General features: G+C 70.1%; 21 protein-coding genes and 1 pseudogene. 12 read left to right on the forward strand and 10 right to left on the reverse strand.

Annotation, left to right across the window (positions count from 1 at the left end; all coding sequences use genetic code 11):
• Nucleotides 1-542: 542 nt before the first annotated feature.
• Together tyrS and QH290_RS22685 are read right to left on the reverse strand one after the other, a co-directional pair.
• On the reverse strand, nucleotides 543-1,826 hold the full coding sequence (gene tyrS, locus QH290_RS22680) for a tyrosine--tRNA ligase (protein WP_280384983.1): 1,284 nt from the start codon (nucleotides 1,824-1,826) through the stop codon (nucleotides 543-545).
• Nucleotides 1,827-1,923: 97 nt separating this feature from the next.
• Nucleotides 1,924-2,592: a FadR/GntR family transcriptional regulator gene (locus QH290_RS22685; RefSeq protein WP_280267859.1), complete on the reverse strand. Its 669-nt coding sequence runs from the start codon at nucleotides 2,590-2,592 to the stop codon at nucleotides 1,924-1,926.
• A 217-nt stretch (nucleotides 2,593-2,809) separates the two neighbouring features.
• On the opposite strand from QH290_RS22685, the pseudogene QH290_RS22690 reads away from it, so the two are divergent.
• A pseudogene (locus tag QH290_RS22690) lies at nucleotides 2,810-4,126 on the forward strand (2-isopropylmalate synthase); the annotation flags it as partial.
• A gap of 62 nt (nucleotides 4,127-4,188) precedes the next feature.
• On the opposite strand, the gene QH290_RS22695 reads toward QH290_RS22690, so the two are convergent.
• The 3 genes from QH290_RS22695 to QH290_RS22705 form a co-directional block, all read right to left on the reverse strand.
• Nucleotides 4,189-4,812 carry a DNA-3-methyladenine glycosylase gene (locus QH290_RS22695; RefSeq protein ID WP_280384987.1) on the reverse strand — a complete coding sequence of 208 codons (624 nt, stop codon included), beginning with the start codon at nucleotides 4,810-4,812 and terminating at the stop codon, nucleotides 4,189-4,191.
• Between the two features lie 126 nt (nucleotides 4,813-4,938).
• Nucleotides 4,939-5,817, reverse strand: coding sequence for an RNA polymerase sigma-70 factor (locus tag QH290_RS22700; protein WP_280267862.1), 879 nt, complete (start codon nucleotides 5,815-5,817; stop codon nucleotides 4,939-4,941).
• Between the two features lie 82 nt (nucleotides 5,818-5,899).
• Nucleotides 5,900-7,081 carry an NAD(P)/FAD-dependent oxidoreductase gene (locus QH290_RS22705; protein ID WP_280267864.1) on the reverse strand — a complete coding sequence of 394 codons (1,182 nt, stop codon included), beginning with the start codon at nucleotides 7,079-7,081 and terminating at the stop codon, nucleotides 5,900-5,902.
• 192 nt (nucleotides 7,082-7,273) lie between these two features.
• Here QH290_RS22705 and QH290_RS22710 point away from each other — a divergent pair, with 192 nt between their 5' ends.
• From QH290_RS22710 to QH290_RS22720, 3 genes are read left to right on the forward strand one after another with little or no spacing between them, the layout of a single operon-like run.
• Nucleotides 7,274-8,005, forward strand: a complete 732-nt coding sequence (locus QH290_RS22710) for an ABC transporter ATP-binding protein (protein ID WP_280267865.1) — start codon at nucleotides 7,274-7,276, stop codon at nucleotides 8,003-8,005.
• The gene (locus tag QH290_RS22715; protein WP_280267866.1) at nucleotides 8,002-8,790 is read left to right on the forward strand and encodes an ABC transporter permease; all 789 of its coding nucleotides are present in this window, start codon (nucleotides 8,002-8,004) and stop codon (nucleotides 8,788-8,790) included. The genes QH290_RS22710 and QH290_RS22715 overlap by 4 nt, the downstream gene beginning before the upstream one ends.
• Nucleotides 8,787-9,440 (forward strand): TetR/AcrR family transcriptional regulator, encoded by a 654-nt coding sequence (locus QH290_RS22720; protein ID WP_280384989.1) that lies wholly within the window; start codon nucleotides 8,787-8,789, stop codon nucleotides 9,438-9,440. The genes QH290_RS22715 and QH290_RS22720 overlap by 4 nt, the downstream gene beginning before the upstream one ends.
• A 34-nt stretch (nucleotides 9,441-9,474) precedes the next feature.
• On the opposite strand, the gene QH290_RS22725 is transcribed toward QH290_RS22720, so the two are convergent.
• From QH290_RS22725 to QH290_RS22735, 3 genes are read right to left on the reverse strand one after another with little or no spacing between them, the layout of a single operon-like run.
• Nucleotides 9,475-9,696, reverse strand: coding sequence for a Trm112 family protein (locus QH290_RS22725; RefSeq protein WP_280384991.1), 222 nt, complete (start codon nucleotides 9,694-9,696; stop codon nucleotides 9,475-9,477).
• A 10-nt stretch (nucleotides 9,697-9,706) separates the two neighbouring features.
• On the reverse strand, nucleotides 9,707-10,174 hold the full coding sequence (locus QH290_RS22730; protein WP_280384993.1) for a GtrA family protein: 468 nt from the start codon (nucleotides 10,172-10,174) through the stop codon (nucleotides 9,707-9,709).
• Nucleotides 10,171-12,369, reverse strand: a complete 2,199-nt coding sequence (locus QH290_RS22735) for a hypothetical protein (RefSeq protein WP_280267887.1) — start codon at nucleotides 12,367-12,369, stop codon at nucleotides 10,171-10,173. Before QH290_RS22735 ends, QH290_RS22730 begins: the two co-directional genes overlap by 4 nt.
• A 287-nt stretch (nucleotides 12,370-12,656) precedes the next feature.
• On the opposite strand from QH290_RS22735, the gene QH290_RS22740 reads away from it, so the two are divergent.
• A complete protein-coding gene (locus tag QH290_RS22740; RefSeq protein WP_280267870.1) occupies nucleotides 12,657-13,751 on the forward strand; it encodes a glycosyltransferase in 1,095 nt (364 codons plus the stop codon).
• The gene (rffA, locus tag QH290_RS22745; protein WP_280384995.1) at nucleotides 13,741-14,877 is read left to right on the forward strand and encodes a dTDP-4-amino-4,6-dideoxygalactose transaminase; all 1,137 of its coding nucleotides are present in this window, start codon (nucleotides 13,741-13,743) and stop codon (nucleotides 14,875-14,877) included. Before QH290_RS22740 ends, rffA begins: the two co-directional genes overlap by 11 nt.
• Before the next feature lie 9 nt (nucleotides 14,878-14,886).
• Here rffA and QH290_RS22750 read toward each other — a convergent pair whose 3' ends face one another.
• Nucleotides 14,887-15,396, reverse strand: coding sequence for a GNAT family N-acetyltransferase (locus tag QH290_RS22750; protein WP_280384997.1), 510 nt, complete (start codon nucleotides 15,394-15,396; stop codon nucleotides 14,887-14,889).
• Nucleotides 15,397-15,457: 61 nt separating this feature from the next.
• On the opposite strand from QH290_RS22750, the gene QH290_RS22755 reads away from it, so the two are divergent.
• Nucleotides 15,458-16,000, forward strand: a complete 543-nt coding sequence (locus QH290_RS22755) for a hypothetical protein (RefSeq protein ID WP_280384999.1) — start codon at nucleotides 15,458-15,460, stop codon at nucleotides 15,998-16,000.
• On the opposite strand, the gene QH290_RS22760 is transcribed toward QH290_RS22755, so the two are convergent.
• On the reverse strand, nucleotides 15,997-18,945 hold the full coding sequence (locus QH290_RS22760; RefSeq protein ID WP_280385001.1) for an AMP-binding protein: 2,949 nt from the start codon (nucleotides 18,943-18,945) through the stop codon (nucleotides 15,997-15,999). The genes QH290_RS22755 and QH290_RS22760 overlap by 4 nt on opposite strands.
• 401 nt (nucleotides 18,946-19,346) lie before the next feature.
• Here QH290_RS22760 and QH290_RS22765 point away from each other — a divergent pair, with 401 nt between their 5' ends.
• The 5 genes from QH290_RS22765 to ilvA all read left to right on the forward strand — a co-directional run bounded on the left by QH290_RS22765 (nucleotide 19,347) and on the right by ilvA (nucleotide 25,291).
• Complete coding sequence (locus tag QH290_RS22765) at nucleotides 19,347-20,753, forward strand: family 2B encapsulin nanocompartment shell protein (protein ID WP_280385003.1); 1,407 nt, start codon at nucleotides 19,347-19,349, stop codon at nucleotides 20,751-20,753.
• A 15-nt stretch (nucleotides 20,754-20,768) separates the two neighbouring features.
• Nucleotides 20,769-22,496 carry a family 2 encapsulin nanocompartment cargo protein terpene cyclase gene (locus QH290_RS22770; protein ID WP_280385006.1) on the forward strand — a complete coding sequence of 576 codons (1,728 nt, stop codon included), beginning with the start codon at nucleotides 20,769-20,771 and terminating at the stop codon, nucleotides 22,494-22,496.
• A 57-nt stretch (nucleotides 22,497-22,553) separates the two neighbouring features.
• Nucleotides 22,554-23,426 carry a geranyl diphosphate 2-C-methyltransferase gene (locus QH290_RS22775; RefSeq protein WP_280385008.1) on the forward strand — a complete coding sequence of 291 codons (873 nt, stop codon included), beginning with the start codon at nucleotides 22,554-22,556 and terminating at the stop codon, nucleotides 23,424-23,426.
• Nucleotides 23,423-23,989 carry an isopentenyl-diphosphate Delta-isomerase gene (idi, locus tag QH290_RS22780; RefSeq protein WP_280385010.1) on the forward strand — a complete coding sequence of 189 codons (567 nt, stop codon included), beginning with the start codon at nucleotides 23,423-23,425 and terminating at the stop codon, nucleotides 23,987-23,989. The genes QH290_RS22775 and idi overlap by 4 nt, the downstream gene beginning before the upstream one ends.
• A 75-nt stretch (nucleotides 23,990-24,064) precedes the next feature.
• Entirely contained in the window at nucleotides 24,065-25,291 is a 1,227-nt protein-coding gene (gene ilvA, locus QH290_RS22785) for a threonine ammonia-lyase (protein ID WP_280385012.1), read from the forward strand.
• Nucleotides 25,292-25,332: the final 41 nt, after the last annotated feature.

Consider the following 25,332-nt stretch of genomic DNA (forward strand, 5'->3'; position numbering starts at 1 on the left):
CGCCGCCAGCGTTCGTCCTGAGCCAGGATCAAACTCTCCGTTGAAGACTCTAGATTCGCCCGAAGGCCAATCAGAAGAATGCATCGAACCAGAGTCCGAAAACCTAACCTAAACGCCAGCCGGAAAATAGCTGACAAAAACATCCCGGCACCCCACGGGGGTGGAAGCGCCGGAACCAAAAATAATTGGCACTGACATTCATCGACACACTATTGAGTTCTCAAAGAACACACGCACACTTGATCGGGCCGGATAACCGACCCTCTCTAGGGGCAACTTTTCCAGCCTAACCACTCGGACCACAGGAGTCAAGCCCGAGGTCCCGGGCGGCCGTGCTGGCGTCAGGCGCTCCTCGTCCTACCTCGTGTCCCCAGCCTCTCGGCCCGGGTCGGCGTCCGTGTCGCTCTGACCTGGAATAAGTTACGTGGCGGGAAACGGAACGTCAAATCCCCAAGACAGCAGGAGTTTTCGCAGGTCGCAGCGCCACGATCCGGGCCGCGGCAGACCCGAGTCACACCGATGTGACTCAGGTCATGGCAGCGTCAGCGACCGGCGCGGCGCGCGCCCGCGAAATTCTTCTTGCCCCGGCGCAGCACCAGCCATCGCCCGTGCAGATAGTCCGAATCGGCGGGTGTCCACTCCGGATCGGAAATGCGGGTGTTGTTCACCGACGCGCCACCCTCGTTGACGGCCCGCCGCGCCGCGCCCCGGCTCTCCGACAATCCGGAGGCAACCAGCAGATCGACGATGGTGGAATCCGCGGCGGCTTCGGGCACCGTGCCGTCCACCGCGGCCTCCGACAGCGCCGACGCCAGCGTGGGCTCGTCGAGTTCGTGCAGGTCACCGCGCCCGAACAGCGCCTGGCTCGCGAGCTGGACCGCGCGGGTGTGGGCCTCGCCGTGTACCAGCGTCGTCATCTCCGCGGCGAGTCGCCGCTGTGCCTCGCGGGCGTGCGGGCGCTCCGCGGTCGCCCGCTCCAGTTCGGCCAGTTCCTCGCGATCGAGGAAGGTGAACCAGCGCAGGTAGCGGACCACATCCGCATCACCCGTATTGACGAAGTACTGGTACCAGGCATACGGGCTGGTCATCTCCGGATCGAGCCACAGGCTGCCGCCGCCGGTGGACTTGCCGAACTTCTTTCCGTCGGCGGAGGTCACCAGCGGCGTGGTCATCGCATGGACGTGCTCGCCGTCGAGACGGCGGTTCAGCTCGACGCCCGCGATGATGTTGCCCCACTGGTCCGACCCGCCGACCTGCAGCCGGCACTCGTGGCGGCGGCGCAGCTGCACGAAGTCGTTGGCCTGCAGCAGCATGTAGCTGAACTCGGTGTAGGACATGCCGTCGCCGTCCAGGCGGCGCTTGACCGTGTCGCGGGCGAGCATCACGTTCACCGAGAAGTGCTTGCCGATATCGCGCAGGAAGTCCACGGCCGTGAGCGGCCCGGTCCAGTCCATATTGTTGGCGATGATCGCACCGGTCGGACCGTCGTCGAGGGCGACGAAACGCTCGAGCTGGCCGCGGATCCGCTCCGCCCACTCCGCCACGGTGTCGCTCGAGTTCATGACCCGCTCACCGACGTCGCGCGGATCGCCGATGAGGCCGGTAGCGCCCCCCGCCAGCACGATGGGCCGATGCCCGGCCTGCTGGAAACGCGCGAGGGTCAGCAGCGGCACCAGGTGCCCGGCATGCAGGCTCGCCGCGGTCGGGTCGAAACCGGCATAGAGGGTGATCGGCCCCTTCGCCAGGTCCGACCGCAGCTCGTCCAGGTCGGTGGACTGCGCGATCAAGCCACGCCAGGTCAGTTCATCGATGATGTCGACGCTCACGCTGCCCTATCTTTCCGCACCGATCTCCCGGCGCGATGCCCAGGTACTGCGGCCGATGCGATCAGCACCCCCGACCGGCTCGGCCCTACCCGGCGCGCTACCCCAGCGCAGCCTTCAGGCTGGTCAGGTGCACGCGGCTGGCGGATGCCGCGGCCTCGGGCGACCGAGCGCGAATGGCGTCCAGCAGCACCTCGTGCGCCAGGTGGTCGGCATGTTCGTCCGGCAGCGGGCGCAGGCGCAGCATGTCGATCATGGCGTGGCGCAGGCGGGGCACGAACGCGTCGAACATCCCCGTCAGTACGTCGTTGTGGGCGGCCGTCACGACCGTGCGATGGAAGGCCGTGTCGGCGTCGACGAGTTCCTCGACGACGCCGGTGGCCTCGGCGCGCGCGGCCAGCGCACGCCACATGGCCCGCAGGTCGGCGGGCGTGCGGCGGGCCGCCGCCAGCGCCGCGGCCTCGGCCTCGATCGCGATGCGGGCCTCGATGACCGTGACGATCCCGGCCCGGCGCAGCACCGTGTCCCAGTCCTCGGTCACCTCCAGCGCCGTCACGAAAACGCCCGCGCCCTGGCGGCTTTCGAGCACGCCCTTGCCCGACAGCTCCCGGATGGCCTCGCGCAGGGTCGAGCGCCCGACGCCCAGCTGGGCGGCCAGCGTGGTCTCTCCCGGCAGCTTGTGGCCGAGCGGCCATTCGCCGGCGCCGATCCGGGCGAGAAGCACCTCCGCGGCCTGGGCGGCCAGCGGATGCCTCTGTACGTGCGCCAAAGCCCGCCTGCCTCTCTACTTGTCTGAGGAGTTATCCATGGTTAGTCTATGCCACATGGGACAGGGTCTGCTTCTCCTCGGCCGCCGCGGCGGGGTCTGATCGACCGGCACCCTGCCCGCGGGTTGCTGGGCTGCGCCGGTCATCTCCTCCGACGCGAAAGCAATGCCAGACATGTTCACTTCCCCTTCCTCGTGGAATCGCCAGCGCCCATCCGCCATGCCCTCGCACCGCTACCGCACTGTGCACGACCGAGTTTCGCTGCCGGTTTCCGATCGGCGGTGGCCCGCGAACCGCATCACCGAGGCGCCGCTGTGGGTGCCGGTCGACCTGCGCGACGGCAATCAGGCCCTGGCCGAACCGATGGATCCGGCGCGTAAACGCCGGTTCTTCGAGCTGATGGTCGCCATGGGCTACAAGGAGATCGAGGTCGGCTATCCGAGCGCCTCGCAGGCCGACTTCGATTTCGTCCGGCTGATCCGCGACGCCGCCCTGGCGCCCGAGGACGTCACGCTCGTGGTCTTCACCCCGGCGCGACGGGACCTGATCGAACGCACCGTGCAGGCCATCGACGGCATCGCCAACGACGTGGTGATCCATATGTATACGGCGACGGCGCCGCAGTGGCGCGAGGTGGTGCTGGGCCGCTCGCGCGACGAGGTGGCCGAGCTGATCCGGTCCGGCGGCCGCGATGTCCTGGAGCTGGCCGGTGATCTGCCGAATGTCCGATTCCAGTTCTCCCCCGAGGTTTTCATCCTGACCGAGCCGGATTTCGTTCTGGAGGTGTGCGATTCGATGACCGAGCTGTGGGATGCGACGCCGCGGCGACCGGTCACCCTGAATCTGCCTGCGACAGTGGAGGTCGCGACGCCGAACGTCTACGCCGACCAGATCGAGTACATGCACCGCCACCTGGCCCGGCGCGACGGCGTCGTGCTGTCGGTGCATCCGCACAACGACCGCGGCACCGGCGTCGCCTGCGCGGAGCTGGCGGTGCTGGCCGGGGCGCAGCGCGTGGAGGGTTGCCTGTTCGGCAACGGCGAGCGCACCGGCAATGTCGACATCGCCACGCTGGCACTGAATCTGCATGCGCAGGGGGTCGATCCACGAATCGACTTCTCCGATATCGACCGGATCCGGGAGACGGTCGAATACTGCACCGGGCTGCCTACCCATCCGCGACACCCGTACGTGGGCGATCTGGTCTACACGGCATTCTCGGGGACACATCAGGACGCGATCAAGAAGGGGTTCGCCGACCATCGCGAGCGGGCCGCGCGGCTGGGGCGGACCGAGCGCGAAATACCCTGGGAGGTCCCCTATCTGCCGATCGATCCGGCCGATGTCGGCCGCTCCTACGAGGCCGTGATCCGGGTCAACTCGCAGTCCGGTAAGGGCGGGATCGCCTATCTGCTGGAGACCGAGTACGGCGTCACGCTGTCGCGGTCCGAGCAGGTCGAGTTCGCCCGGCACGTGCAGCGCCACACCGACGAGACCGGCGCCGAGGTGTCGGCCCGGACGCTGTGGGAGCTGTACCGCGAGTTCGCCCCGGAAGCGGCACGGGCGGTTGCCGTCTCGCGGTGACGCGGATCGCCCGCTCAGGCCGACCGCTCGGCCCGCGGTGCGCGCGGGCTGCGGCGGTAGGCCGAGACGGCGGGCGAATCGCGCAGCCACAGCCGCCAGGGCCGGTCGGCGGCGAGGCTGACGCCGACGCGGGGACCGACCTCGATCGCCCCCGCGGCGGTGATCTCCGGGCCCAGTTCGACCCGGATCGGCGACTTCGGGTCGAACAGGTGGGTTCCGTAGTCCGCCAACGTGATTCCCAGCGCGCTGCCCAGATTGCCCGGCCCCCGGGCCAATCCGGCGTCGGTGCGAGCGGCCGGGCGGCGCGCGCGGGCGGTCTCGTGCCCGGCGATCACCTCACCGGCCCGGATGAGGACGGCACTGGCGATGCCGTCGGGGCCGCTCGTGACGTTCACGCAGGTGTGCATGCCGTAGCTGAAATAGACGTAGAGCACGCCCGGCGGGCCGAACATGACGGCATTGCGCGGGGTGCGGCCGCGGCCGGAGTGCGCGGCGGGATCGTGCCACGGCCCGGCCGGATCGCCGCCGTATGCCTCGACCTCGACGATCCGCACGCCCACGGGGCCCGACCACAACGTCGCCCCGAGCAATCGGCGCGCGGCCGCCAGCGGTTCGACGGCAAGTTCCTCGGCAGACACAGTGTCCCATTCTGCCCATGCGCGAACCCGCGACGAACGGCACCCGAAGCCGGAACAACGGAGACCGCCCCGAGCGTCGGCACCCTTGTATCCGGTGCGGACGTCGAGGCCGAGCAGGCCGACGTGCTACTCGGGGACCGCGCCGTTGTGCAGGCCCCCGAGCTTGTCGGGGTTGACCTGGAAACGAATGTTCCGGACGCGGCCGTCGACGATGTCGTAGGTGAGCGCGCCGATCGGATGGTCGCCGACCAGCACGAGCAGGCCGAGTTCCCCGTTGATCGTCGCGGGTGTCAGGTACGCGCCGGCGGAGGTCGGCTTGGCCATGGCGCCGAGCATCCAGCGCGCGACGTGGTCGGGGCCGTGCAGCGGCCGCCGCGCTGCGGTGACCTTGCCACCGCCGTCGTTCCACAGCGTGACATCGGGGGCGAGCAGTTCCATCAGGGCATTCACGTCACCGCCGTGCGCCGCGGCCAGGAACTTGTCCGTAACCTCCTGCCGCACAGCCGCATCGGCGTCGCAGCGGGGTCGCCGGGCCTGGACGTGATTGCGGGCGCGGTGCGAGATCTGCCGGACGGTCGCCTCGGGGCGTTCCAGGTAACCGGCGATCTCGGCGTGCGAGAACCCGAACACCTCACGCAGCACGAACACCGCGCGTTCGACGGGGGTGAGGGTTTCCAGCACGACCAGCATCGCGGTCGAGACACTGTCGGCCATCTCGGTCTCCTCCGCGGCGTCGGTCGTGGTCAGTAGTGGTTCGGGAAGCCAAGGGCCGACATAGGTTTCGCGGGTCGCCCGGGCCGAGGTGAGGCGATTCAGGGACAGATTCGTCACGGTGCGCACCAGGTATGCCTTGGGGTGCTCGACCGCGTCGCGGGCGGCGGCGTGCCATTTCAGCCAGGCGTCCTGCAGGACGTCTTCGGCGTCGGACACGCTGCCCAGCATCTGATACGCGGTGCCGAACAGCAGGCGCCGATGGGTGATGAAGGGGTCGGTGTCGTCCTGCATGAGGGTCAATGCTTCCGGGAATCGGGCAAGATCGGCAAGGACCGCCGATGGCGCGGATGCGTCATGGGCGGTCCGTCGGGGATCACGCGGTGTGCCGGGTGGCGCGGCCGCCCTTGGACAGGCTGACCGTGACATTCACCTTCTTGCTCGCCTTGAAGAACGGCACGGGGCTGCTGCTGACGCCCTCCTTGTAGAGGATCGCCGCGCGGCCCTTCAGGTACCAGCGCTTCGGGGTGTCGTCGGCGTTGGTGAACTGGATGACGGCATCCTTGCGGCCCAGGCTCACCGGCTGGTGGAAGTACCCGAAACGGAACGGCTTCACCGACTTACCGCGCAGCCGCCGGGCGACGGCGTCCGCGACGTACGCGGCGGTCGGCAGGCCGCTCTGGCAGGTGCCGTGGATCCGGCCCCAGGCCATGCGCACCGCGGCCGCGTCGCCGATGGCGTAGACGTCCGGGTGCGACACCGACCGCAGGGTGGGATCGGTCACGACCAAACCCTTGGTGTCGGTGGCGATTCCGGCCTCGGCGGCCAGTCTCGACACCCGCACTCCGGCCGTCCACAGGGTCAGATCCGACGGCACCGATTCGCCGGTGCCCAGTTCCACCGCATCCGGCAGCACCTTGGTCACGCGCACGCCGACCTTCCGGACGATGCCCAGGCGGTCGAGCGCCCGGTTCAGGTGGGCGCGCGCCCGCTCCCCCATCATCGAGCCGGGCTCGGCATCGGCGATCAGGGTGACCGTCAGTCCCGGGTGGCTCTCGGCGATCTCCGTGGCCGCCTCGATGCCCGTCAGGCCGCCACCGACCACGGTCACCGTGCCGCGGTCCGCCGCGAGCCCGGCCAGGCGCTGCGAGAAGCGGTGTGCCAGGCGGGGATCGTTGAGCGTCCAGGCATGATCGGCCACGCCCGGCACCGTCGCGGTGTCGGTGCTGCTGCCCAGCGCGTACACCAGGGTGTCGTAGGCCAGTTCGGACCCGTCGTCGAGGGTCACGCGGTGCCCGGCGGGGTCGACGGCCGTCGCCGCGGCCCGGCGGAACTCCACGCCGGAGCCGTCCAGCAGCCGCGGGATGCGATGGTCGGCCAGTTCCTGACCGGCGGCGATCTGGTGCGAGCGCAGCCGCTCGGTGAACCGCTCCGACGGGTTCACCAGCGTGATGCGGACATTCTCCCGGCGGGTGCGGTGGGCCAGCCGGACGGTGGCCAGCATGCCGGTGTAGCCCGCGCCCAGCACGACGATTCGGTGGGTTTCGGTGGCGTTCATGGCGCTTCCTCCAAGGTGTTCGTGTTTCGAAGTCGGCCATGGGACAAGGCGGGGGCGCAGAACGTGACACTCGAAAATGTGACCTGTGCCACATCGCCGCGGGGCGGTGGCACCCGGGGGTTGCGCTGGGGAACACGCCGGGTGCAGAATTCAACACACAGTGAATTCAACACTCGATGAATTGGGGTGACCATGACGGCACCGACTTCCCCACCCGCGATCGAGGTCGACGATCTGCGGGTGCGCCGCGGCGGACGCGAAGTGCTGCACGATGTTTCGCTGCGCGTGCCGACCGGCTCCATCACCGGCCTGCTGGGCCCGTCGGGATGCGGCAAGACCACCCTGATGCGCGGCATCGTCGGCACCCAGCTCGTCGAATCCGGATCCGTGCGCGTGCTCGGCGAACCGGCCGGGTCGCCGGGGCTGCGGGCGCGGGTCGGTTATGTGACGCAGGCGCCGAGCATCTACGACGACCTCACCGTCACCGACAACGTCTCGTATTTCGGTGCGCTGTACGGTCGTTCGCCCGAGGACGTCGCCGCCGCGATCGAGGCCGTCGGCCTGGCCGACCATGCCCGCCAGCGCGGCAACCAGCTCTCCGGCGGGCAGCGCACCCGCGCCTCGCTCGCCTGCGCGCTGGTCGCCGATCCCGAACTGCTGGTACTCGACGAGCCCACGGTCGGCCTGGACCCGGTGCTGCGGGTCGAACTGTGGGACCAGTTCCACGCCCTGGCCGACCAGGGCCGAACGCTGCTGGTGTCCAGCCACGTGATGGACGAGGCCGAGCACTGCGACCGGCTGCTGCTGATGCGCGACGGTCATCTGCTCGCCCAGCTCAGCCCCGACGAATTGCGCACCGACACCGGCGAAGACAGTCTGGAGAACGCGTTTCTGGCGCTGATCAAGATGGGAGGGGCGCGATGACCACCACCCTGGTCCGGCCCGCCGCACCGCGGCCGCTGCGCTGCTACACGGCCACCACGGTCCGAATCCTGCGGCAGTTGCGCGCCGATCATCGCACCGTCGCGATGCTGCTGCTGGTACCGGCGCTGCTGCTGGCACTGCTGTATTTCGTCTACCAGGATTCCCCGACCGCGCCGGGCATGCCGCGGCTGTTCGACCGGGTCGGGATCAGCATGCTCGGCATCCTGCCGTTCATCGTCATGTTCCTGATCACCGCGATCGCCATGCAGCGCGAACGCACCTCGGGCACGCTCGAACGGCTGATGACCACGCCGCTGTCGAAGCTGGACCTGCTGGCGGGCTACGGCACCGCGTTCTCCACCGCGGCGGCGGCGCAGGCGGGGCTGGCCTGCCTGGTGGCGTTCGGGCTGCTGGGGCTCGAGTCGGCGGGCAGCGTATGGCTGGTGCTGCTGATCGCGGTGGTGGACGCCGCGCTCGGAGTGGCGCTGGGGCTGCTGGCGAGTGCCTTCGCCCGCACCGAATTTCAGGCCGTGCAGTTCATGCCGCTGGTCGTCGGGCCACAGTTCTTCCTGTGCGGGCTGCTGGTGCCGCGCGCACAGCTGCCGGATTGGCTGGAGGTCATCAGCAACGTGCTCCCGCTGAGCTACGCCGTCGACGCGCTACAGCAGGTGTCCAGGAACCCGGGGGCCACCGGTGAAATGTGGCGTGACCTGGCGATCGTGGCCGCCTTCGCCGCCGTCGCACTGGCGCTGGGCGCGGCGACGCTGCGGAGGCGGACGGCGTGACGGCGCTACGCGGCACCCCCGGGGACGCACCGGACGAGCCGCGCGGCCGCAGCGGGCGGCGGCCCGGGCAATCGGGAACGCGGGAGGCGATCCTCGACGCCGCCCGGACCCGGTTCGCGGAGGTCGGTTTCGACAAGGCGTCCATCCGGTCGATCGCGGGGGCGGCGGGCGTGGACCCCGCCCTCGTGCACCATTATTTCGGCACCAAACAGGAATTGCTCATCGCGGCGCTGCATCTGCCGATGGATCCGGAGGACGTCCGCGCCGAACTGGCGGCCGCCCCTGTCGAGCACCTCGGCGCGACCATCGTGCGCACCGTGATCGGCGTGTGGGACTCCCCCAGCGGCACCTCCGCGGTCGCCGCGTTCCGCACGATCGTCGGTGGCGGTGACGGCGCGCTGGCGCGCAACTTCCTGCTGGAGGTGGTGATGAAAGACGTACTGCCCCGGGTGGATTCGCCGCCCGGCTCCGGCATCACCCGGGTGATGCTCGCGGCGTCGCAGATGATGGGCCTGCTGATCGCCCGCAAGATCGCCGAGGTGGAGCCCATCGCGTCGATGACGGCCGACGAGCTGGCCGCGCTGGTCGGGCCGACCCTGCAGCGCTACCTCACGGGCGATCTCGAGTTACCCGCGCCGGGCAGTCGCTGAACGGCAAGAACACGAGTGATACAGGCGATTCCGCTCAGTCCTGGGCCGCGAACGCCTCGTGCTCCTCGTCGCCCACCTCGCGGGCCTCGTCGATGAGCAGGACCGGGATGCCGTCGTCGATCGGGTAGGCACGGCGCAGGCGCGGGTTGTAGAGCACGCTGTGGCCGTTCACGTCGCGGACCAGCGACAGCGGGCCCTTGTCCTGCGGGCAGGCCAGCAGGCTCAGCAGGGTCGGGTCCAAGGTTTCCTCCGCCATGACCGATAACCTACCGCTCCGCCGCGACGGCCCCGCGCGGTGCCCGCCGGAACGAGAAGTGCCGGTGGCCGAAGAAGCTCGCCACCGCCACCAGGCCCATCACCGCCACCGTCGCGGGCGTCTCCGGCAGCCGCAGGGCGCCGACGGCCAGCTGCACCCCGGCCATATTCAGCAGCAGCCCACCGGAATTCACCAGCACGAACCGCACGAAATCGCGCAGCACGTGGCCGCGCACCCGGAACACCAGGGTCCGGTGCGCGACGAACGCGAACACGATGCTGATGCAGTAGGCCAGCGCGACGGCCGCGGCGGGCGGCCAGCCGTCGGGCAGGATCTTCAGCCACATCACGGTCAGCACCATGCCCAGCAGCGTGTTGCAGCCGCCGACCGCCGCGAACGCGATCTCCTGGCGCCGGAGCAGCCGCAGCAGCAGCCCGGGGGCGAGCGCGCCGGTCTCCGACCTTTCCGTCACGCTCACGAGACCGCTTCCGCCAGTGGGCGTTCCGGCTCGCGCGGGGGCGCGTCCGGATCCTGGTCGTCGCGCCGGCGCGAGCGCACGTACATCCACTGCAGGACACCCAGCCCGGCCAGTCCCAGCACCGCCGTGCCGATGCCGATCTTCCATCCCGGCGGACGCCAGGTCACCTCCAGCTCGGCATTATCGGTTCCGGCCGGGATATCCACGGCGACAAAGGATTTCGCGACCGTGGTGAAGGGGATCTCCTGTCCGTTCAGGTGCACGCGGTACCCCGGCCAGCCGAGCCGGGCGAACACCACGCGCCCGCCGTCGCGCGAGGTCACCCGCAGCGTGCTGGAGGTCTCGGACTCCGAGGTCGAGGTGGCGGTGACACCGGCGGCATCGGCCACCCGGCCGTTCACGGTCGAGATCGGGCCGCCGACACGCTCGAGCACCCGGATGTAGCGCTCGTGGCCCGGATAGTCGGCCCACTTCCAGCCCTCGGGCGCGGGCTGGGTCCCGGCGTCGGGGAACATGGCCTTCTGCAGCACGATCCGGTCCAGCTTCATCAGATCGGCGACCGTGCGGCCCGTGGTCGGCTCCGGCGTGAACAGGCGCCGGTAGGCGTCCGGGCAGACGCTGGAATCCCAGCGCATGCACAGCATTTCGCCGAACCAGTAGTGCCCGTTCGGGGTGTAGCCGTTGACGTAGTCCTGCTCGACATCCTTGGCGTAGTTGCCGAATGCCAGCGAGCCGTAGGCACCCCGCAGCGTCCGATCGCCCGGTTGCAGCAGCCCGCGATCGCCGAGTTGCAGCGTGATGCCGTCGAACTTCGGGAACGCCGCCTTGGCATCGGAGCGGTTGGTGGGCAGATTCCAGCTCATCGGATTCGGCTGCGCGCGGTCGACCTGCGCGTAGGCGATCGGCAGCATGGCCGCGATGGTCAGCAGGGCCGCGGCGGCCGCCCCGCGGGTGCGCGCCAGCCACACCGCGGCGGCACCGAACGCGGCCACGACGACCGCCGACAGCACATGCCACAGCACGTTGCGCGGGTCGGCGGAGAACGTGCGCACCCACAGCAACCCGATCAGCACCGCGGCCGCGACGGCGCGGGTACGCCACCCGGCGGTGGTGCCGAACCGCCCCAGCAGCACGCACACCAGGATCAGCAGGCCGAGCGCGACCATCGGCAGCACCCGGGCGGGCCAGCGCAGCGGGCCCACGGTGCCGGGCCCGGCGGCCCACATCAGGAACATGATCGCGAACAGCGCCACCGCCGTGAGCTCGCGCCACGCGGCCCGCGCCCGGCCCCAGTCCACGAACGCCAGCGCCGGGATCAGGAACCAGGCGATATAGGTCATCGGCAGCGGCTGGATGTATCCCCACCACGAGTTCAGCGCCGGAAGTGTGGACGGCAGGCTGGCGTTCAGCGACTCCGACCAGGGCACCGTGAGGAACTGGTCGTTATTGATCTGTGCGGTGCCACGCCAGCTCACCTTCGCCGACAGCATGCTCGGCAGGTAGGTCAGCAGGCCCGCCAGGCCCGCGCACAGCGCGACCGCCGTCAGCCGTGCGACCGGTTTCCATCGGCGCTGATAGACGATCTCCCCCACCGCGACCGCCACCAGCATCAGGGCGGCCTCCACCGCGGGGAAGACGTATTCGACCGAGATCGCCAGGTACAGGAAGACGAAAACCGGTATGGGCCCGCTCTTTCCGCGCGAATAGCGCACCGCCGACGCCCACGCGTGCACCATCCACGCGGTGCCGGTCAGCGAGGTCATCCAGCTGGCCTGGTCGAAGAACAGGAACCAGCCGGTGAACGGGAACGCGGCACCGGCGACCGCGGCCCACTGCACGCGCCCGCCGTAGGCCAGGCACACCCGGTACACGCCGAGCGCGGCGATGATCGCGAAGATCAGCTTCACCACCGTGGCGTACACCGCGAGATTGTCGACCGAGGGCGCGATCAGATCGATCAGCAGCTGCGGCGGGTTGAACAGCCCCGCCTCCTCCATCGTGTAGTTGCCCGTCATCCACTGTTCGGGGATGAGCACCGGCAGATTGCCCTCGCGCAGATGGCGGCCGAGCATCACCCACAGCGGGGTGTACTGGGATTCGGTGTCGTCGGTGAAGAAATGGCGCGCGTCGGCCAGCAGCACCGCGGCATAGCCGAGCACCACCCCGAGTGCGGTGATCGCTCCCCACCGGTACACGCTCCTGCGCGACGGACCGCCCGGGGCACGCTCCGTCGGCACCCGGGACCCGGCGGGCGCGGGAGGTTCGGCCAGCGCCGTCGACACTGCACTTTCCACCACGAGTCACAGACCCTACAGGCCCGGGTGGCGCTTGGCATCGACCCCGGATCCGGCGATGATGTCGGGATGCCTCGCCGTCCCGGAGCCCGCCACCTGCTGCGTGTTAGAGTTCACCGCGATTCGGGCTCTGCACTGCAACGAGGAGTTCCGGCGCGCACCGTCGTCCCCGAAAGTCGAACCAGCTGATGCCGATTCCGTCCGCACGACCGCACCCCGCCACCGATCCGGCGCGGACCAACGGTCATTTCGGCCGGGTCCACGAGGTCTCGGTCGTCGTCCCGGTGTATCGGGGCGAGGAGACCATCGCCGGGCTGGTCGCCGAGCTGCAGAAGCTGACCCGGCCCACCGCCACCCCGGGCGGCAGCACCTTCGCGGTCTCGGAGATCGTGCTCGTGCACGATCACGGCCCGGACCGCTCGGATGTGGTGCTGCAGCGGCTCGACGAGGACTACGACCGGGTGCGCGTGGTCTGGCTGAGCCGCAACTTCGGGCAGGACGCCGCGACCATCGCCGGAATGGCGGCCGCGCGCGGCGAGTGGATCGTCACCATGGACGAGGACGGGCAGCACGATCCGGGGTATATCGGCTCGTTCATCGATACCGCGCTCGCGCAGCGGGCCGACCTGGTCTACTCCAAGCCCACCAACACCCGCCCGCACGGTTTCCTGCGCAACCTCACCTCGCGCGGCGCCAAGCTCGTGCTCGCGACGCTGTTCGCGTTCCCGGATTCGACCCGGTTCGAAAGCTATCGGCTGATCCGCGGCGATATCGGGCGGCAGCTGGCCGAGGTCGCCTCCAACGGAGTCTACCTGGATGTGGCGCTCACCTGGGTGGTCGACAATGCCGCGCAGGCACCGGTGCAGCTGCGGGCCGAGGGGCGCGAGGAGTCGGGCTACAACTACCGGCGGCTGTTCTCGCTGTTCTGGAAGATGGTGCTGTGCAGCGGAACTCGCGGCCTGCGCATGGTGAGCCTGCTCGGGGTGACGCTGGCCGGGGCGGGCGTGGTCTACGCGGCGATCGTCGTGGGGCAGGTGCTGTTCGGCAACGGCAACAATCCGGAGGGCTGGGCCTCGACCATCGTGGTGCTGCTGCTGGTGTCGGGGGCAATCCTGTTCTCGCTCGGTCTGATCGCCGAATATCTCGGCGTGGCGCTGCATGTGCTGGTGGGCAAACCTCTTTACCTGACGGTAGATTCGCCGACACCGCGCCCGGACGAGCATCGGGCACCGGCCCTGTCCACGACCGCAGCGAACGGGGGGAACGACCCGGGTGAGCACTGACCGCATCATCTTCAGCAGGCCCTTCCGTGCCGCGCGCGAGCTGGCCAACCTCGAGACCGTGCTGGCCTCGGATCAGAGCCACGGCGACGGGCCGTTCACCGCGGCGGCCACCGACAAGCTGAAGCGGATCACCGGTGCCCCGCACGCGCTGCTGACCACCTCGTGCACGCATGCGCTGGAGATGGCCGGGCTGCTGCTGGAACTCGGCCCCGACGACGAGGTGATCGTCCCGAGCTTCGCGTTCACCTCGACCGCCACCGCGATGGCCCTGCGCGGAGCCACCTGCGTCTTCGCCGATATCGACGAGCGCGGCAACATCGATCCGGAATCGGTGGCGGCGGCGGTGACCGACCGCACCAAGGCGATCGTGGTGATCCACTACGGCGGTGTCGCCGCCGATATGGACCGGCTGCTGGCGCTGGCCGACGCCCACGGGCTGGCGCTGATCGAGGACAACGCGCACGGGCTGGGCGGTACCTGGCGCGGGCGGCCGCTGGGCAGCATCGGCACCGCGGGCGCGCTCAGCTTCCACGACACCAAGAACGTGCACTGCGGCGAGGGCGGCGCGATCCTGCTCACCGACGAGATCCTGATGGGGCGCGCGGAGATCATCCGGGAGAAGGGCACCGACCGGGCCCGCTTCCTGCGCGGCGCCGTCGACAAGTACTCCTGGCAGGACATCGGCTCCAGTTATCTGCCCAGCGAGCTGAACGCGGCGGTGCTCGACGCGCAGCTCGCCGAGTTCGACACCATCCAGGCGGGGCGGTTCCGGGTGTGGAACGCCTACGCCGCCGCGCTGCCGGACTGGGCCCGCCGCAACGACATTCGCCTCATGCAGGTGCCCGGCGACCGCGAGCACACCGCGCACCTGTACTACCTGCGCACCCCCACCGAGCGCAGCCGCGACGATCTCATCGATCACCTGCGCGCCCGGGGCATTTCGGCCCCGTTCCACTACGTCCCCCTGGACTCCAGCCCCGCGGGCCTCAAACTCGGCCGCACGCCCCACCCCTGCACCCGCACCGCCGAATTCTCCAGCACCCTCGTCCGCCTCCCCCTCTGGCCCGACCTCACCGACACCCAAATCACCCGAGTCCTCGAAGCCGTCACCACCTTCACCGCCTGAAGTGGGCGGTCAGGCGGGGAGGTCGCGGCGCATGGAGGTTCGGGGGGAGCGGTCTAGGCCGTGGGTGGATTCGGCGGCGCGGAGGGCGCGGAGGCCGGGGGTTTCCTCGGCGGTGGAGAGGCGACGGAAGCCCAGGCGGGTGTAGTACGGGGCGTTCCAGGGGACCTCGGTGAAGGTGGTCAGGGTGAGGGCGGGGAGGCCGCGGGCGGACGCCCAGGCCGCCAGGTGATCGATCAGGGCCTTGCCGATCCGCCGCCCCGCGTATTCCGGACGCACCGAGACCTGTTCGAGGTGGGCGCTGCCGTCGACCACGTCGGCGACCAGGTAGGCCACCGGGACGTCGGCGGCGTCGGCGTAGACCCAGGCGCGGCCCGCCTCGGCGAAGCCGCGCAGACGCTCGATCGACGGCGGTTCGTCCTCGGCGACCCACACCATCCCGATATCGGCGAACGGTTTACCGGCGGCCCGCTCGATATCGCGCAGAATCGGCAGATCGTCCTCGGTCACCGGACGGATCACGGCGGCACTCCTCCCTCGACTGGGCATTGACATTTAATAAGCCAATGTAGATTATCTACACATGCCTACTAATTCTCCAGGTCCGGTGCGAGCGCCACGGCAGACGCGCGAGATCGCCCGCTGGCTGCGGCGGAACTGGCGCCACCACAGTACTTCCGGTGCGCGGGCGGCCGATTTCGCCGTGCTGAGCCGATGGAAGACCGGGGCGCCGGTATCGCACGACGGGCCGTACCTGATGAGCATCACCCAGTACACGCCCGGTCGGCTGACCGATGTCGGCGACATCTGGCGCCTGTCGGAACGGCTCGGCGACGAACTGATCGAGATCGAGGGCGCGGTCGCCGTCATGACCTACATCCAGCCCGCGCGCCGACGGCTCGGATCGGTCTCGGCGTGGACCGACCGGCGCGGACTGACGACATTCGTCGCCCTGCCGACCCATGTCGAAACCATGCGGAAGTATCGCCCGCGGGGGCTACCACTGCGCTCGGCCACCTGGTGGGACGACGAGTACCCGGGCGACTCCGCCCTGAGCCGCGGACTGCGCCTGCTCGACAGCAGTCCCGAACGCCGCATCGCGATTCCGGCGCCCGGGAGGGTCTAGCCGAGCAGGGTGTTCAGGGCCTCGGCTGTCAGGATCTCGTAGGAGTCGGTGCTGCGGTTGTACCACCAGGTGCGTTCGCCCGGTTCCAGGCGGACGGTGGACTGCACCGCGCGGGTGGAGGGGCGGTAGGTCGAGCTGCGGGGAATCCCGTCGACGACGTAGAGCAGGTCGGGGCGCCGGGCGGGGTCCAGGGCGCGCAGGCACTCGGTGACATCCTTCGGCTCCAGGCGGAAGCCGCGCCGGACGCTGACCGCGGCGACGGCGAGCGTGCGGCCGGAATCGGCGGGCAGGCCGAAGGCCACCTCCATGTCGACCGCGGTGATGTCGTTGAGCGCGTCCACGATCGGCTGGGTGTAGACCGGGCCGCGGGCGGTGTGAATGACCGTGTCGCGGCGATCCATCAGCCAGAAGTCGCCGTCGCTGTCGCGGCGGAACAGGTTCTCCGTCGGCATCCAGGCGTCGCCGGGGGCGAACACCCCGCGCAGGCCGCCGCGTGAGATGTCGACGGAATCGGCGGCCCGGCCGATCAGCAGGCCCACCTCGTTGTCCGCCGCGCGGCGCGCGAAACCCTGTGCGTCGGTGGCGATCTCGTCGGTCGCCGGATCGTAGGACACCAGCTCCACGCGGGCGGCGCCCGGCACCGGGCGGCCCTTGCTGCCGATCTTGGCGCCCGCCACGTTGGCCAGCACCACATCCCCTTCGATGGAGGCGTAGAACTCCAATACCCGTGCGGGCGTGAACCTCTCGGTGGTGCGCCGCCACAGCCCGGCGGGCATGCCGGAGCCGATGAACAGCCGGATCGGGTGGGAGTGGCCGTTCGGGAAGGTATCGGCGTCGAGGATGTCGCGCAGCATCGTCCACGTGTAGGTGACGACGGTGACCCCGTACCGGTGCACCTCCTCGGCGAACCGCGCGGGATCCAGCGAACGCGCCAGCGCGATCCGGCTGCCGCCCGCCACCGCGCCGCCGAGGCTCACCAGCAAACCCGACGAATGATGCAGCGGGGCAAGGCAATACACGGTGTCGCGGCGGTCCAGGTCGGCGGAGCCCGCGGTGCCGAACGCCGACACCGCCCACCGGTGGTTGGTGATGTATTTGATGTCGAGCTTGTCGCCGGTGCCGGTCACCAGCACGAAGGCCAGCTCCCGCGCCAGGCCCGGATTCGGCCGGAACCAGCCGGGCAGCACCACCTGCGACGGATCGATCTGCTCGAGATCGACCACCTCGCGGCCCGGCGGCACGTCCAGTTCGCGGGCGTCGCCGCCGCCCAGCACCAGCACCCGCGCCCCGGTATCGGCGGCGTCGCGCAGATTCTCCGGGTCGGACACGATCGTCTTGACACCGGTCAGCTCGACGGCGCGCCGCAGTTCGCTGCCCGGGGCGAGCAGCACCGCCACCGCACCCAGCCGCGACAGCGCGGCCACCGTCGCCAGCGCGCTCGGCCTGGTCTCCATCAGCAGGCCGACCCTGGTCCCGGGGCGCACCCCGACCGAGATCAGCCCGCGCACCACGTTATCGATGCGCACGTTGACCGCGGCGTTGGTGTGCACGCGGTCGTCGAACAGGAACAGGTCCCGCAGCGGCGCCCGCCGCGCCTGCTCGTCGAGCAAGCGGCCCAGCGAGATTCGGGTGTGCGGCTGGATCATTCCCAGGCGCGTCAGCCGCGGCAGCGCGCGTGCCGCCTCACCGGTCAGCTCCACCGTGCCCCGCAGGGCGCTGTTGGCCATGCTGCCCAGGGCCGCGCCCAGCCCGGCGCCCGCCTCGGCCAGCGTGGCCGCGGTGTGCACGACGCGCGTGGCGGCCGAGCGCGGGCGGTTGCTCGCCACGTGTTCGCGCATCGGCGCGATCTGCTCGGGCAGCTCCCCCCGGCCGTCGAGCCACCGCACCCATTCGCGCACCAGCGGCCAAGTCTGCTGGGTCGCCATACTCCCGGCCACCAGGCCGAAGTGCCCGGCCACCAGCGAGGCCTCGTAGACATCGGCGTTCGGCGCGGCGTGGATGATGCCGCGCACCGCCGCCGGCTGGCCGATGTCGTCGACCTCGCCGACGAACGCCAGGATCGGGCACTTCAGCTCCGCCAGCGAGATCGGCTGGTCGCGAATCACGAAGCCGCCCAGCATCATCCGGTTGTGCGCCACGAACTGCTTGAGCAGATCCGCGGCGGCGGGCCCGGAGTATCCGACCCAGCCGTCCTGTTCGAGGAAGCGGCGCTGCCGCTCCTTGGGCAGCAGCGCCTCGCGGTCGTGCAGCTGGCGCAGGAAGTCGATGCGCGCCTTGGCCGTCTTCACCGGATCCAGCATCTGGAAGCCGACCCGCACCATGGCGTCGGTGATCGGCAGCCGGTTGAGCACGTGGTCGGCGACGAAATCGGCCACGTCGGACACCAGACCGTGCGGGAGGCCGAACGGCAGGCCCGCCACGATGTCGACCGGGCTGCCGAAGGTGACGATGCTCTCCACGCCCTTGCCGTAGCGGTAGGCGGTGCTCTGATAGGCGAACATGCCGCCCTGCGAGTACCCCATCAGGTGCACGCCGTGGCCGGTGAGCTCGTTGACGGTGTCGATGGCGCTGTTGAGGGCCAGCACATGGTCGGCCAGATCGCGCTGCCAGCCGCCCTCCTCGCTGGCCGGGGAGCCGAAATCGATGACCCAGCAATCGATTCCGGCGCGCTGCAGGATGCCGACCGCACCGCCCTCGGCATTGACGTCGTAGATGTCGGCGCTCACCATCAGCGGCGGGACCAGCAGCGCCACCGGGCGGCCGGGCGTGGTGTCGTCCGGGAAATAGTGGCGCAGCCGGTACATGCGCTTGCGCTCGGTCACCTCGTAGGGCGAGGACTCCACGTCGTGTGTCAGCCCGCCGAACCGCACTACCTCGAGCCCGTTCTGCGCGGTCGCCATCAACCGCTGCACCGACTCCGCCACGAACCTCGTATCGAACTTCACGGTTACTCCCAGCCCTCACCCTGCCTGTGGCGCGCGTCACACGGCCCGCTGCGTTCCTCCGAGCTTGCCACACCCCCACCCTACTGCGCTGCGGCTGTGATCGGTCACATGCCGTGCGCGGCTGTGACCGGCCGCGCCGCGCGGGTCGTCCCATGATGTCACCGGCGGTTCGCCGGATCGAACGCGTGTCGTAACCATCCGCCGGGAGTTTCGGCCGAGTATTCGGATTCCGCTGCACCGCAACCGTTTCGCAACTATCATCGAAGATGCTGTAACGCACTGCTGCGCACAGCATTTCGCTCGAGTGATCAGTTTTCCGCAGGAACCGTTGGCGCCTGCCGCACTGCCGTGAGCGCCGACACCGCTGTCGTCGCGCCCCTCTCGAGGTGAGGACCCCACTCATGACTATCGAAATGTCGGCGGAAACCGAGAACCACGTCCCCAAGAGTCTGTCCACCGTCGCCGCTCATCAGCTCGCCCACACCACCAAATCCGAACCGCAGATGCAGGGCATCAGCTCCCGGTGGCTCACTCGTGCGCTGCCGTGGGTGCAGGTCAAAGGTGGTGTGTACCGGGTGAATCGGCGCCTGACCCACACCCTCGGCGACGGCAGGGTGGAGTTCGCCGTCGACGGCGGCCGGGCCCGCGTCATCCCGCAGGAGTTGCGGGAGCTGCCACAGCTGCACACCTTCGACGACGAGGAGGTGCTGCGCGCCCTCGCCGAACGCTGCGAGCAGCGCGACCTGGACCCGGGGACGATCGTCGCCGAGTTCGGCAACCCGGTCGACCAGCTGCTGCTGGTCGTGCACGGCAGGCTGAGCAAGATCGGCACCGGTGAGTACGGCGAGTCCACACAGCTCGGAATACTTTCCGGCGGAGCCCATTTCGGCGAGGAGGTGCTGACCGATCGGGGCGCCATCTGGCCCGTGACCGTGAAGACCTCCACCCGCACGACGCTGCTGAGTCTCCCCCGCTCGGCCCTCGACCAGATCATCGAGGAGGCGCCCGCGCTCCGGCGGCACCTGGCCGAATACGCCGCCGCCCGGACCAAGCCGCAGAACAAGCACGGCGAGGCGAATATCGAGATCTCGTCCGGCCATTCGGGCGAGCCACTGCTGCAGGGCACCTTCGTCGACTACGACGCCGCGCCGCGCGAGTACGAGCTGAGCGTCGGCCAGAGCGTGCTGCGCGTGCACACCCGCGTCGCCGACCTGTTCAACGAGCCGCACAACCAGATCGAGCAGCAGCTGCGGCTGACCATCGAGGCCCTCTACGAGCGCCGCGAACACGACCTGGTGAACAATCCCGAGTTCGGCCTGCTGCGCAACTGCGACCTCAAGCAGCGCATCTACACCGAGTCCGGGCCGCCCACCCCCGACGATATGGACGAGCTGCTGAGCATGCGCCGCAGCACGAAACTGTTTCTGGCACATCCGAAAGCGATCGCCGCCTTCGGCCGGGAGTGCACCAAGCGGGGCATCTATCCGGATCCCGTGGAGGTCGACGGCCACCGCGTTCCGGCATGGCGTGGCGTGCCGATCTTCCCGTGCGGCAAGATCCCGGTCAGCGATACCGCGACGACCTCCATCCTCGCCATGCGCACCGGCGAGAAGGATCAGGGCGTGGTGGGCCTGCATCAGACCGGCATCCCCGACGAGTTCGAGCCCGGGTTGAACGTGCGGTTCAAGGGCATCGACGATCAGTCGATCATCTCCTACCTGGTCAGCTGCTACTACTCGGCCGCCGTCCTGGTCCCCGACGCCCTGGGCATACTCGACAATGTCCTGGTCGCCCGGCAGGCCGACTGACGGGAGCGGGCAACCATGTCGGTGCTGTCGCGCGCCGCGGCACCGCCGGCCACCGGGGAGGTGGCCGCGGTAGTCGCCGCGCTCCTGACCAACCTCGACCACGCGCCTCCGGCCCGGCTGGCCGTGCCGGACGAGGCGGAACCCGAAGCGCCCCAGCAGAACTCCGGCGCCCGCGGTGGCGCGGCCGTGCCGGAGAAGGCCGAGCCCGAAGCACCTCGACGAGCCGCCGCCCGCGGCGGCACGGTCGGCGACGCGGCCACGCCGGACAAGGCCGGTGGCGCAGCAGCCCGGCCCGCCACCGCCGACCTCGGCGGCATGGTCGGTGCCGCCGTGCCGCACGGTCTCCTCGGGCCGACCGGGCTGGGCGCGCCCTACCTACCGAGACCACCGGGGCGGGCGGCCGTACCTACCGGTCCCGCCGATGGTGCCGCTGCGCATTCGCCCCCGACGACGGATCACACTGCCGCACCGGCTGATTCGGCGAGCCTCGACGAGGAAGAGGTCGCGGGCGGCGAAGAAGGGACGCCACCCGACGAGTCGCAGTCGTCGAGCGGCGCCGGGCGAATCCCCACCGGCCCCGCGCCGACCACCGCCGAACCACCGGGCGACAGTGGTATACAGGCCGCTCTCGACCGATTGCTCTCGGGCAGAACCGATCTCACCCGGATGCCGAGTCGTCCGTCCACAGCAGAACCTCCCCGGGCGACGGACGAGGAACCCCAGCGCTCCCGCGGCCCGGATTCGACACGGCGGCAACCCGCGATCCCGCCGCTCTACTGCCCGCCCCCGGTGCGCGACGACCCCGCGCTCGCCGCGGCGGTCAACGAGGGAATCCTCCTGTGGGCCGAGACGATCGGGCTCTACGAGGGCAAGCTCGACGAGCTGCGCAAGGCGGACTTCGGGCGCCTGATCATGCTGGCGCACCCGGATTGCGACGATCCGGACCGGCTGCTCGCCGTCGCCAAGTGCGCGGTATCGGAATGGTCGGTCGACGACTACTACTGCGAGGAGGACGCCGACGACCACGCCCCCGACGGCACCCCGTCCAGCGCCGAGGCCGAGCTGGGTCCGCGGCTCGAATTGGCCGCGGCCGCCATCGATCCCGTCCACCTCCCGGCGCGATATCAGCTACAGCTGGAGCGCGCCATGCAGGCCGATCCGATCCTGCGGGCCTTCCGCACGTCGTTCGAGCACCTGTCGCACTACGCCACACCGGCGCAGCTGGCGCGGCTGCGCACCGAGATCGGCGGCTGGTTCATCGCCCTCGGCGCGGAAGCGGGCTGGCGGACCGCCGACCGGATGCCCCCGGTGTGGGAGTACCTGACCAACCGGCAGCCGCACAGCTTCCTGCCGTGTATGGCTCCGATCGACGTGGTCGGCGGTTACGAGCTGTCCGCGCCCGAGTACACCGACCCCCGGGTGCGGCGGGTGGTCACCACGGCGGCCCTGGCCGCGCAGATGGTCAACGACCTGTATTCGATGGCGCGCGAGGATCTTTCGGGCGGTCGGGAGTTCAATCTGCCCACGGTCCTCGCCGCCGAGGAGCGGTGCCCGCGCCGGGAGGCGGTCCGGCGCACGGCGGAGATCCACGACGAACTGGTGCACCGCTTCGAACGCGAGGCCGCGGCCCTGGCGGCCACCGGCTCCCCCGCGCTGCGGCGCTTCCTGGGCGGGCTGTGGGCCTGGATGGGCGGCAACCGCGCCTGGCACGCCGACAGCCGCCGCTATCACGAGAAGGACTGACACCCACCGTATTTCGAGCACGACCGGGCACCACCCGATTCGAGAGGATGATCCGCGATGACCATGCTCGAGCATGAGACCGACAATGTCCTGCGCACCAGCTATCAGCGATCGGTCGCCGCCTATTGGAACGACAACCCCAACGACGACCGCGTCAACACCCGCCTCGGCGAGGTCGACGGCCTCTACCACCACCACTACGGCATCGGCGAGCCGGACCTGTCGGTGCTGGAGGGCCCGGCCGAGACCCGGCAGGAGCGGATCGTGCGCGAGCTGCACCGGCTGGAGACCGCCCAGGCCGACCTGCTGCTCGACCACCTCGGCGACGTGCGGCCCGGCGACCGCCTGCTCGATGCGGGCTGCGGACGCGGCGGCACCAGCATCATGGCCAACCAGCGCTTCGGCTGCCGGGTGGACGGGGTGACGATCTCGGAGTACCAGGTCGGTTTCGCCAACGGCCAGGCCCGCGAGCGCCGCGTCGACGACAGCGTGCGGTTCCACTTCCGGAACATGCTCGACACCGGGTTCGAGGCGGGCAGCATGCGCGGCCTGTGGACCAACGAGACCACCATGTACGTCGACCTGCACGACCTGTTCGCCGAGTTTTCCCGGGTGCTGGCGCCGGGCGGGCGCTACGTGTGCATCACCGGCTGCTCCAACGATGTCACCGGCGGCCGCTCGTCCTCGGTGAGCTGGATCGACGCCCACTACGGCTGCATGATCCATCCGCGCGGCGAATACTTCCGCGCCCTCGCCGCGCACGGCCTGGTCCCGATCGCCGTCACCGACCTCACGCCCGCGACGATTCCGTACTGGGAACTGCGCACCCACTCCGAGCTGGCCACCGGGGTGGAGAAGCCGTTCCTGACCGCCTATCGGGAGGGCAGCTTCCAGTACCTGCTGATCGCCGCCGATAAGGTAGGTCGGTGATCCCCGAAGCCACGACCGCGATCGACCGCGAGACCCTGCCCGTCGAGCTGGTGGACGAGCAGGGGCGGCCGGTCGGGGCGTGCCCCGTAGCGCAGGCGCATACCGCCCCCGGCCGCCTGCACCGGGCGTTCTCGGTGCTGCTGTTCGACGCCGACGGCCGCGTGCTGCTGCAGCAGCGGGCAGCGGCCAAGACCCGGTTCCCGCTGCTGTGGACCAACACCTGCTGCGGACATCCCGCGCCGGGCACCGATGTCACCGCGGCCGCGGCGGAGCGACTCACCGAGGAACTCGGGATCCGCGCCGCGCTGACGGAGATCGGCACGTTCACCTACCGCGCCGCCGACCCGGAGACCAGCCGCGTCGAATACGAGTGGGATCACGTGCTCGTCGGCCGATTCGACGGTGAGCCACCGCGTCCGGATCCGGCCGAGCTCGCCGCGCACACCTGGGTGTGGCCCGCCGACCTCGTCGCGGCCATGACAGCCGACCCGGAGATGTACACGCCCTGGCTGTCCGGTGTGCTGGCGGTCGTCCGCCGCTCGGGAAACGGAGGCGACACCTAGCGGGGATTGTTCGACAGGAATGGCCGCGCCGAGCAGACATCGTGTTCGCGGACCGCGCAGCAATTGTCTGGCAGCATGTCGGCCATGGAGTTGATCGGGCTGGATCGCATCGAGTCGGCGGCGAAACTGCTGGGGCCGGTCATCCGGCGGACACCGCTGGTGGCGTCGCGGGTGCTGTCGGAGCGCACCGGCGTCGAGGTGCGGCTCAAATGCGAGAACCTGCAGCGCACCGGGTCTTTCAAGCCGCGCGGCGCCTACAACCGGATCGCGAATCTGCCCGAGGCCGACCGGCGGCGCGGGGTCGTGGCCGCCAGCGCGGGCAACCATGCGCAGGGAGTGGCCTGGTCCGCAACGACTTTGGGCATCGAGTCGACGGTGTTCATGCCCGTGGGCGCCTCGCTGCCGAAACTCGTGGCCACCCGGGCATACGGCGCCACCGTGCACCAGGTCGGCGACACCATCGACCGCTCCCTCACCGCCGCACTGGATTTCGCCGAGCAGACCGGCGCCACTCTGATCCATCCGTTCGACCATCCCGATATCGTGGCCGGGCAGGCGACCGTGGCGCTGGAGATCCTCGAGCAGCTCCCCGACGCCGGGACCGTCATCGTGCCCACCGGCGGCGGCGGGCTGCTCGCGGGCGTGGCCGAGGCGCTGCACCACCTCGCCCCGCGGGTGCGTATCATCGGGGTGCAGGCCGCCCAGGCCGCCGCCTGGCCCGATTCCCTGGCGGCCGGTAAACCCGTTGCGCTGGAACGGATGTCGACGATGGCCGACGGCATCGCGGTCGGACTGCCCGGCGAGGTCCCGTTCGCCCACGTCGCCGAGCACGCCCCGGCCGTCGCGACCGTCGGCGAGGACGCGCTGTCGAGCGCGATGCTGCTGTGCATGGAGCGGGCCAAGCTGATCGTCGAGCCCGCCGGGGCGGCCGCGGTCGCGGCGCTGATGCAGTGCGCCGACGAGCTGGACCTGCGCGGACCCGTCTGCGCGATCCTGTCCGGCGGCAACGTCGACCCGCTGCTGCTGACCCGCCTCATCGGCCACGGTCTCAGCGCGGCCGGGCGCTATCTGGCGGTGCGGGTGACGATTTCGGATCGCCCGGGCAGCCTGGGCACGCTGCTGGCCGCGGTGGGCGGCACCGGCGCCAGCGTCCTGGACGTGGTCCATTCCCGCACCGGCGCCTGGCTGGCGATCGACGAGGTGGAGGTCCTGCTCACCCTCGAGACCCGCGGTCCCGCCCACCGCGACGACGTCCTCGACGCCCTGGAGGGCGCGGGATACGCTGTGCGCGTCCAGGATTGACGCTCAGGCCCGGCTCACAGCTCCCGGGCGTCGTCCGCTAC

Origin of the sequence: Nocardia wallacei, assembly GCF_029869545.1 — a bacterium.
Classification (GTDB): Bacteria; Actinomycetota; Actinomycetes; order Mycobacteriales; family Mycobacteriaceae; genus Nocardia; species Nocardia wallacei_A.

Coding starts and splice junctions, on each gene's coding strand:
- QH290_RS22700 (WP_280267862.1), bottom strand. CDS start 5,817: ATGCAGGACGACACCGACCCCTTCATCACCCATCGGCGCCTGCTGTTC.
- QH290_RS22705 (WP_280267864.1), bottom strand. CDS start 7,081: ATGAACGCCACCGAAACCCACCGAATCGTCGTGCTGGGCGCGGGCTAC.
- QH290_RS22710 (WP_280267865.1), top strand. CDS start 7,274: ATGACGGCACCGACTTCCCCACCCGCGATCGAGGTCGACGATCTGCGG.
- QH290_RS22715 (WP_280267866.1), top strand. CDS start 8,002: ATGACCACCACCCTGGTCCGGCCCGCCGCACCGCGGCCGCTGCGCTGC.
- QH290_RS22725 (WP_280384991.1), bottom strand. CDS start 9,696: ATGGCGGAGGAAACCTTGGACCCGACCCTGCTGAGCCTGCTGGCCTGC.
- QH290_RS22740 (WP_280267870.1), top strand. CDS start 12,657: ATGCCGATTCCGTCCGCACGACCGCACCCCGCCACCGATCCGGCGCGG.
- QH290_RS22755 (WP_280384999.1), top strand. CDS start 15,458: ATGCCTACTAATTCTCCAGGTCCGGTGCGAGCGCCACGGCAGACGCGC.
- QH290_RS22765 (WP_280385003.1), top strand. CDS start 19,347: ATGACTATCGAAATGTCGGCGGAAACCGAGAACCACGTCCCCAAGAGT.
- QH290_RS22770 (WP_280385006.1), top strand. CDS start 20,769: ATGTCGGTGCTGTCGCGCGCCGCGGCACCGCCGGCCACCGGGGAGGTG.
- QH290_RS22775 (WP_280385008.1), top strand. CDS start 22,554: ATGACCATGCTCGAGCATGAGACCGACAATGTCCTGCGCACCAGCTAT.
- ilvA (WP_280385012.1), top strand. CDS start 24,065: ATGTCGGCCATGGAGTTGATCGGGCTGGATCGCATCGAGTCGGCGGCG.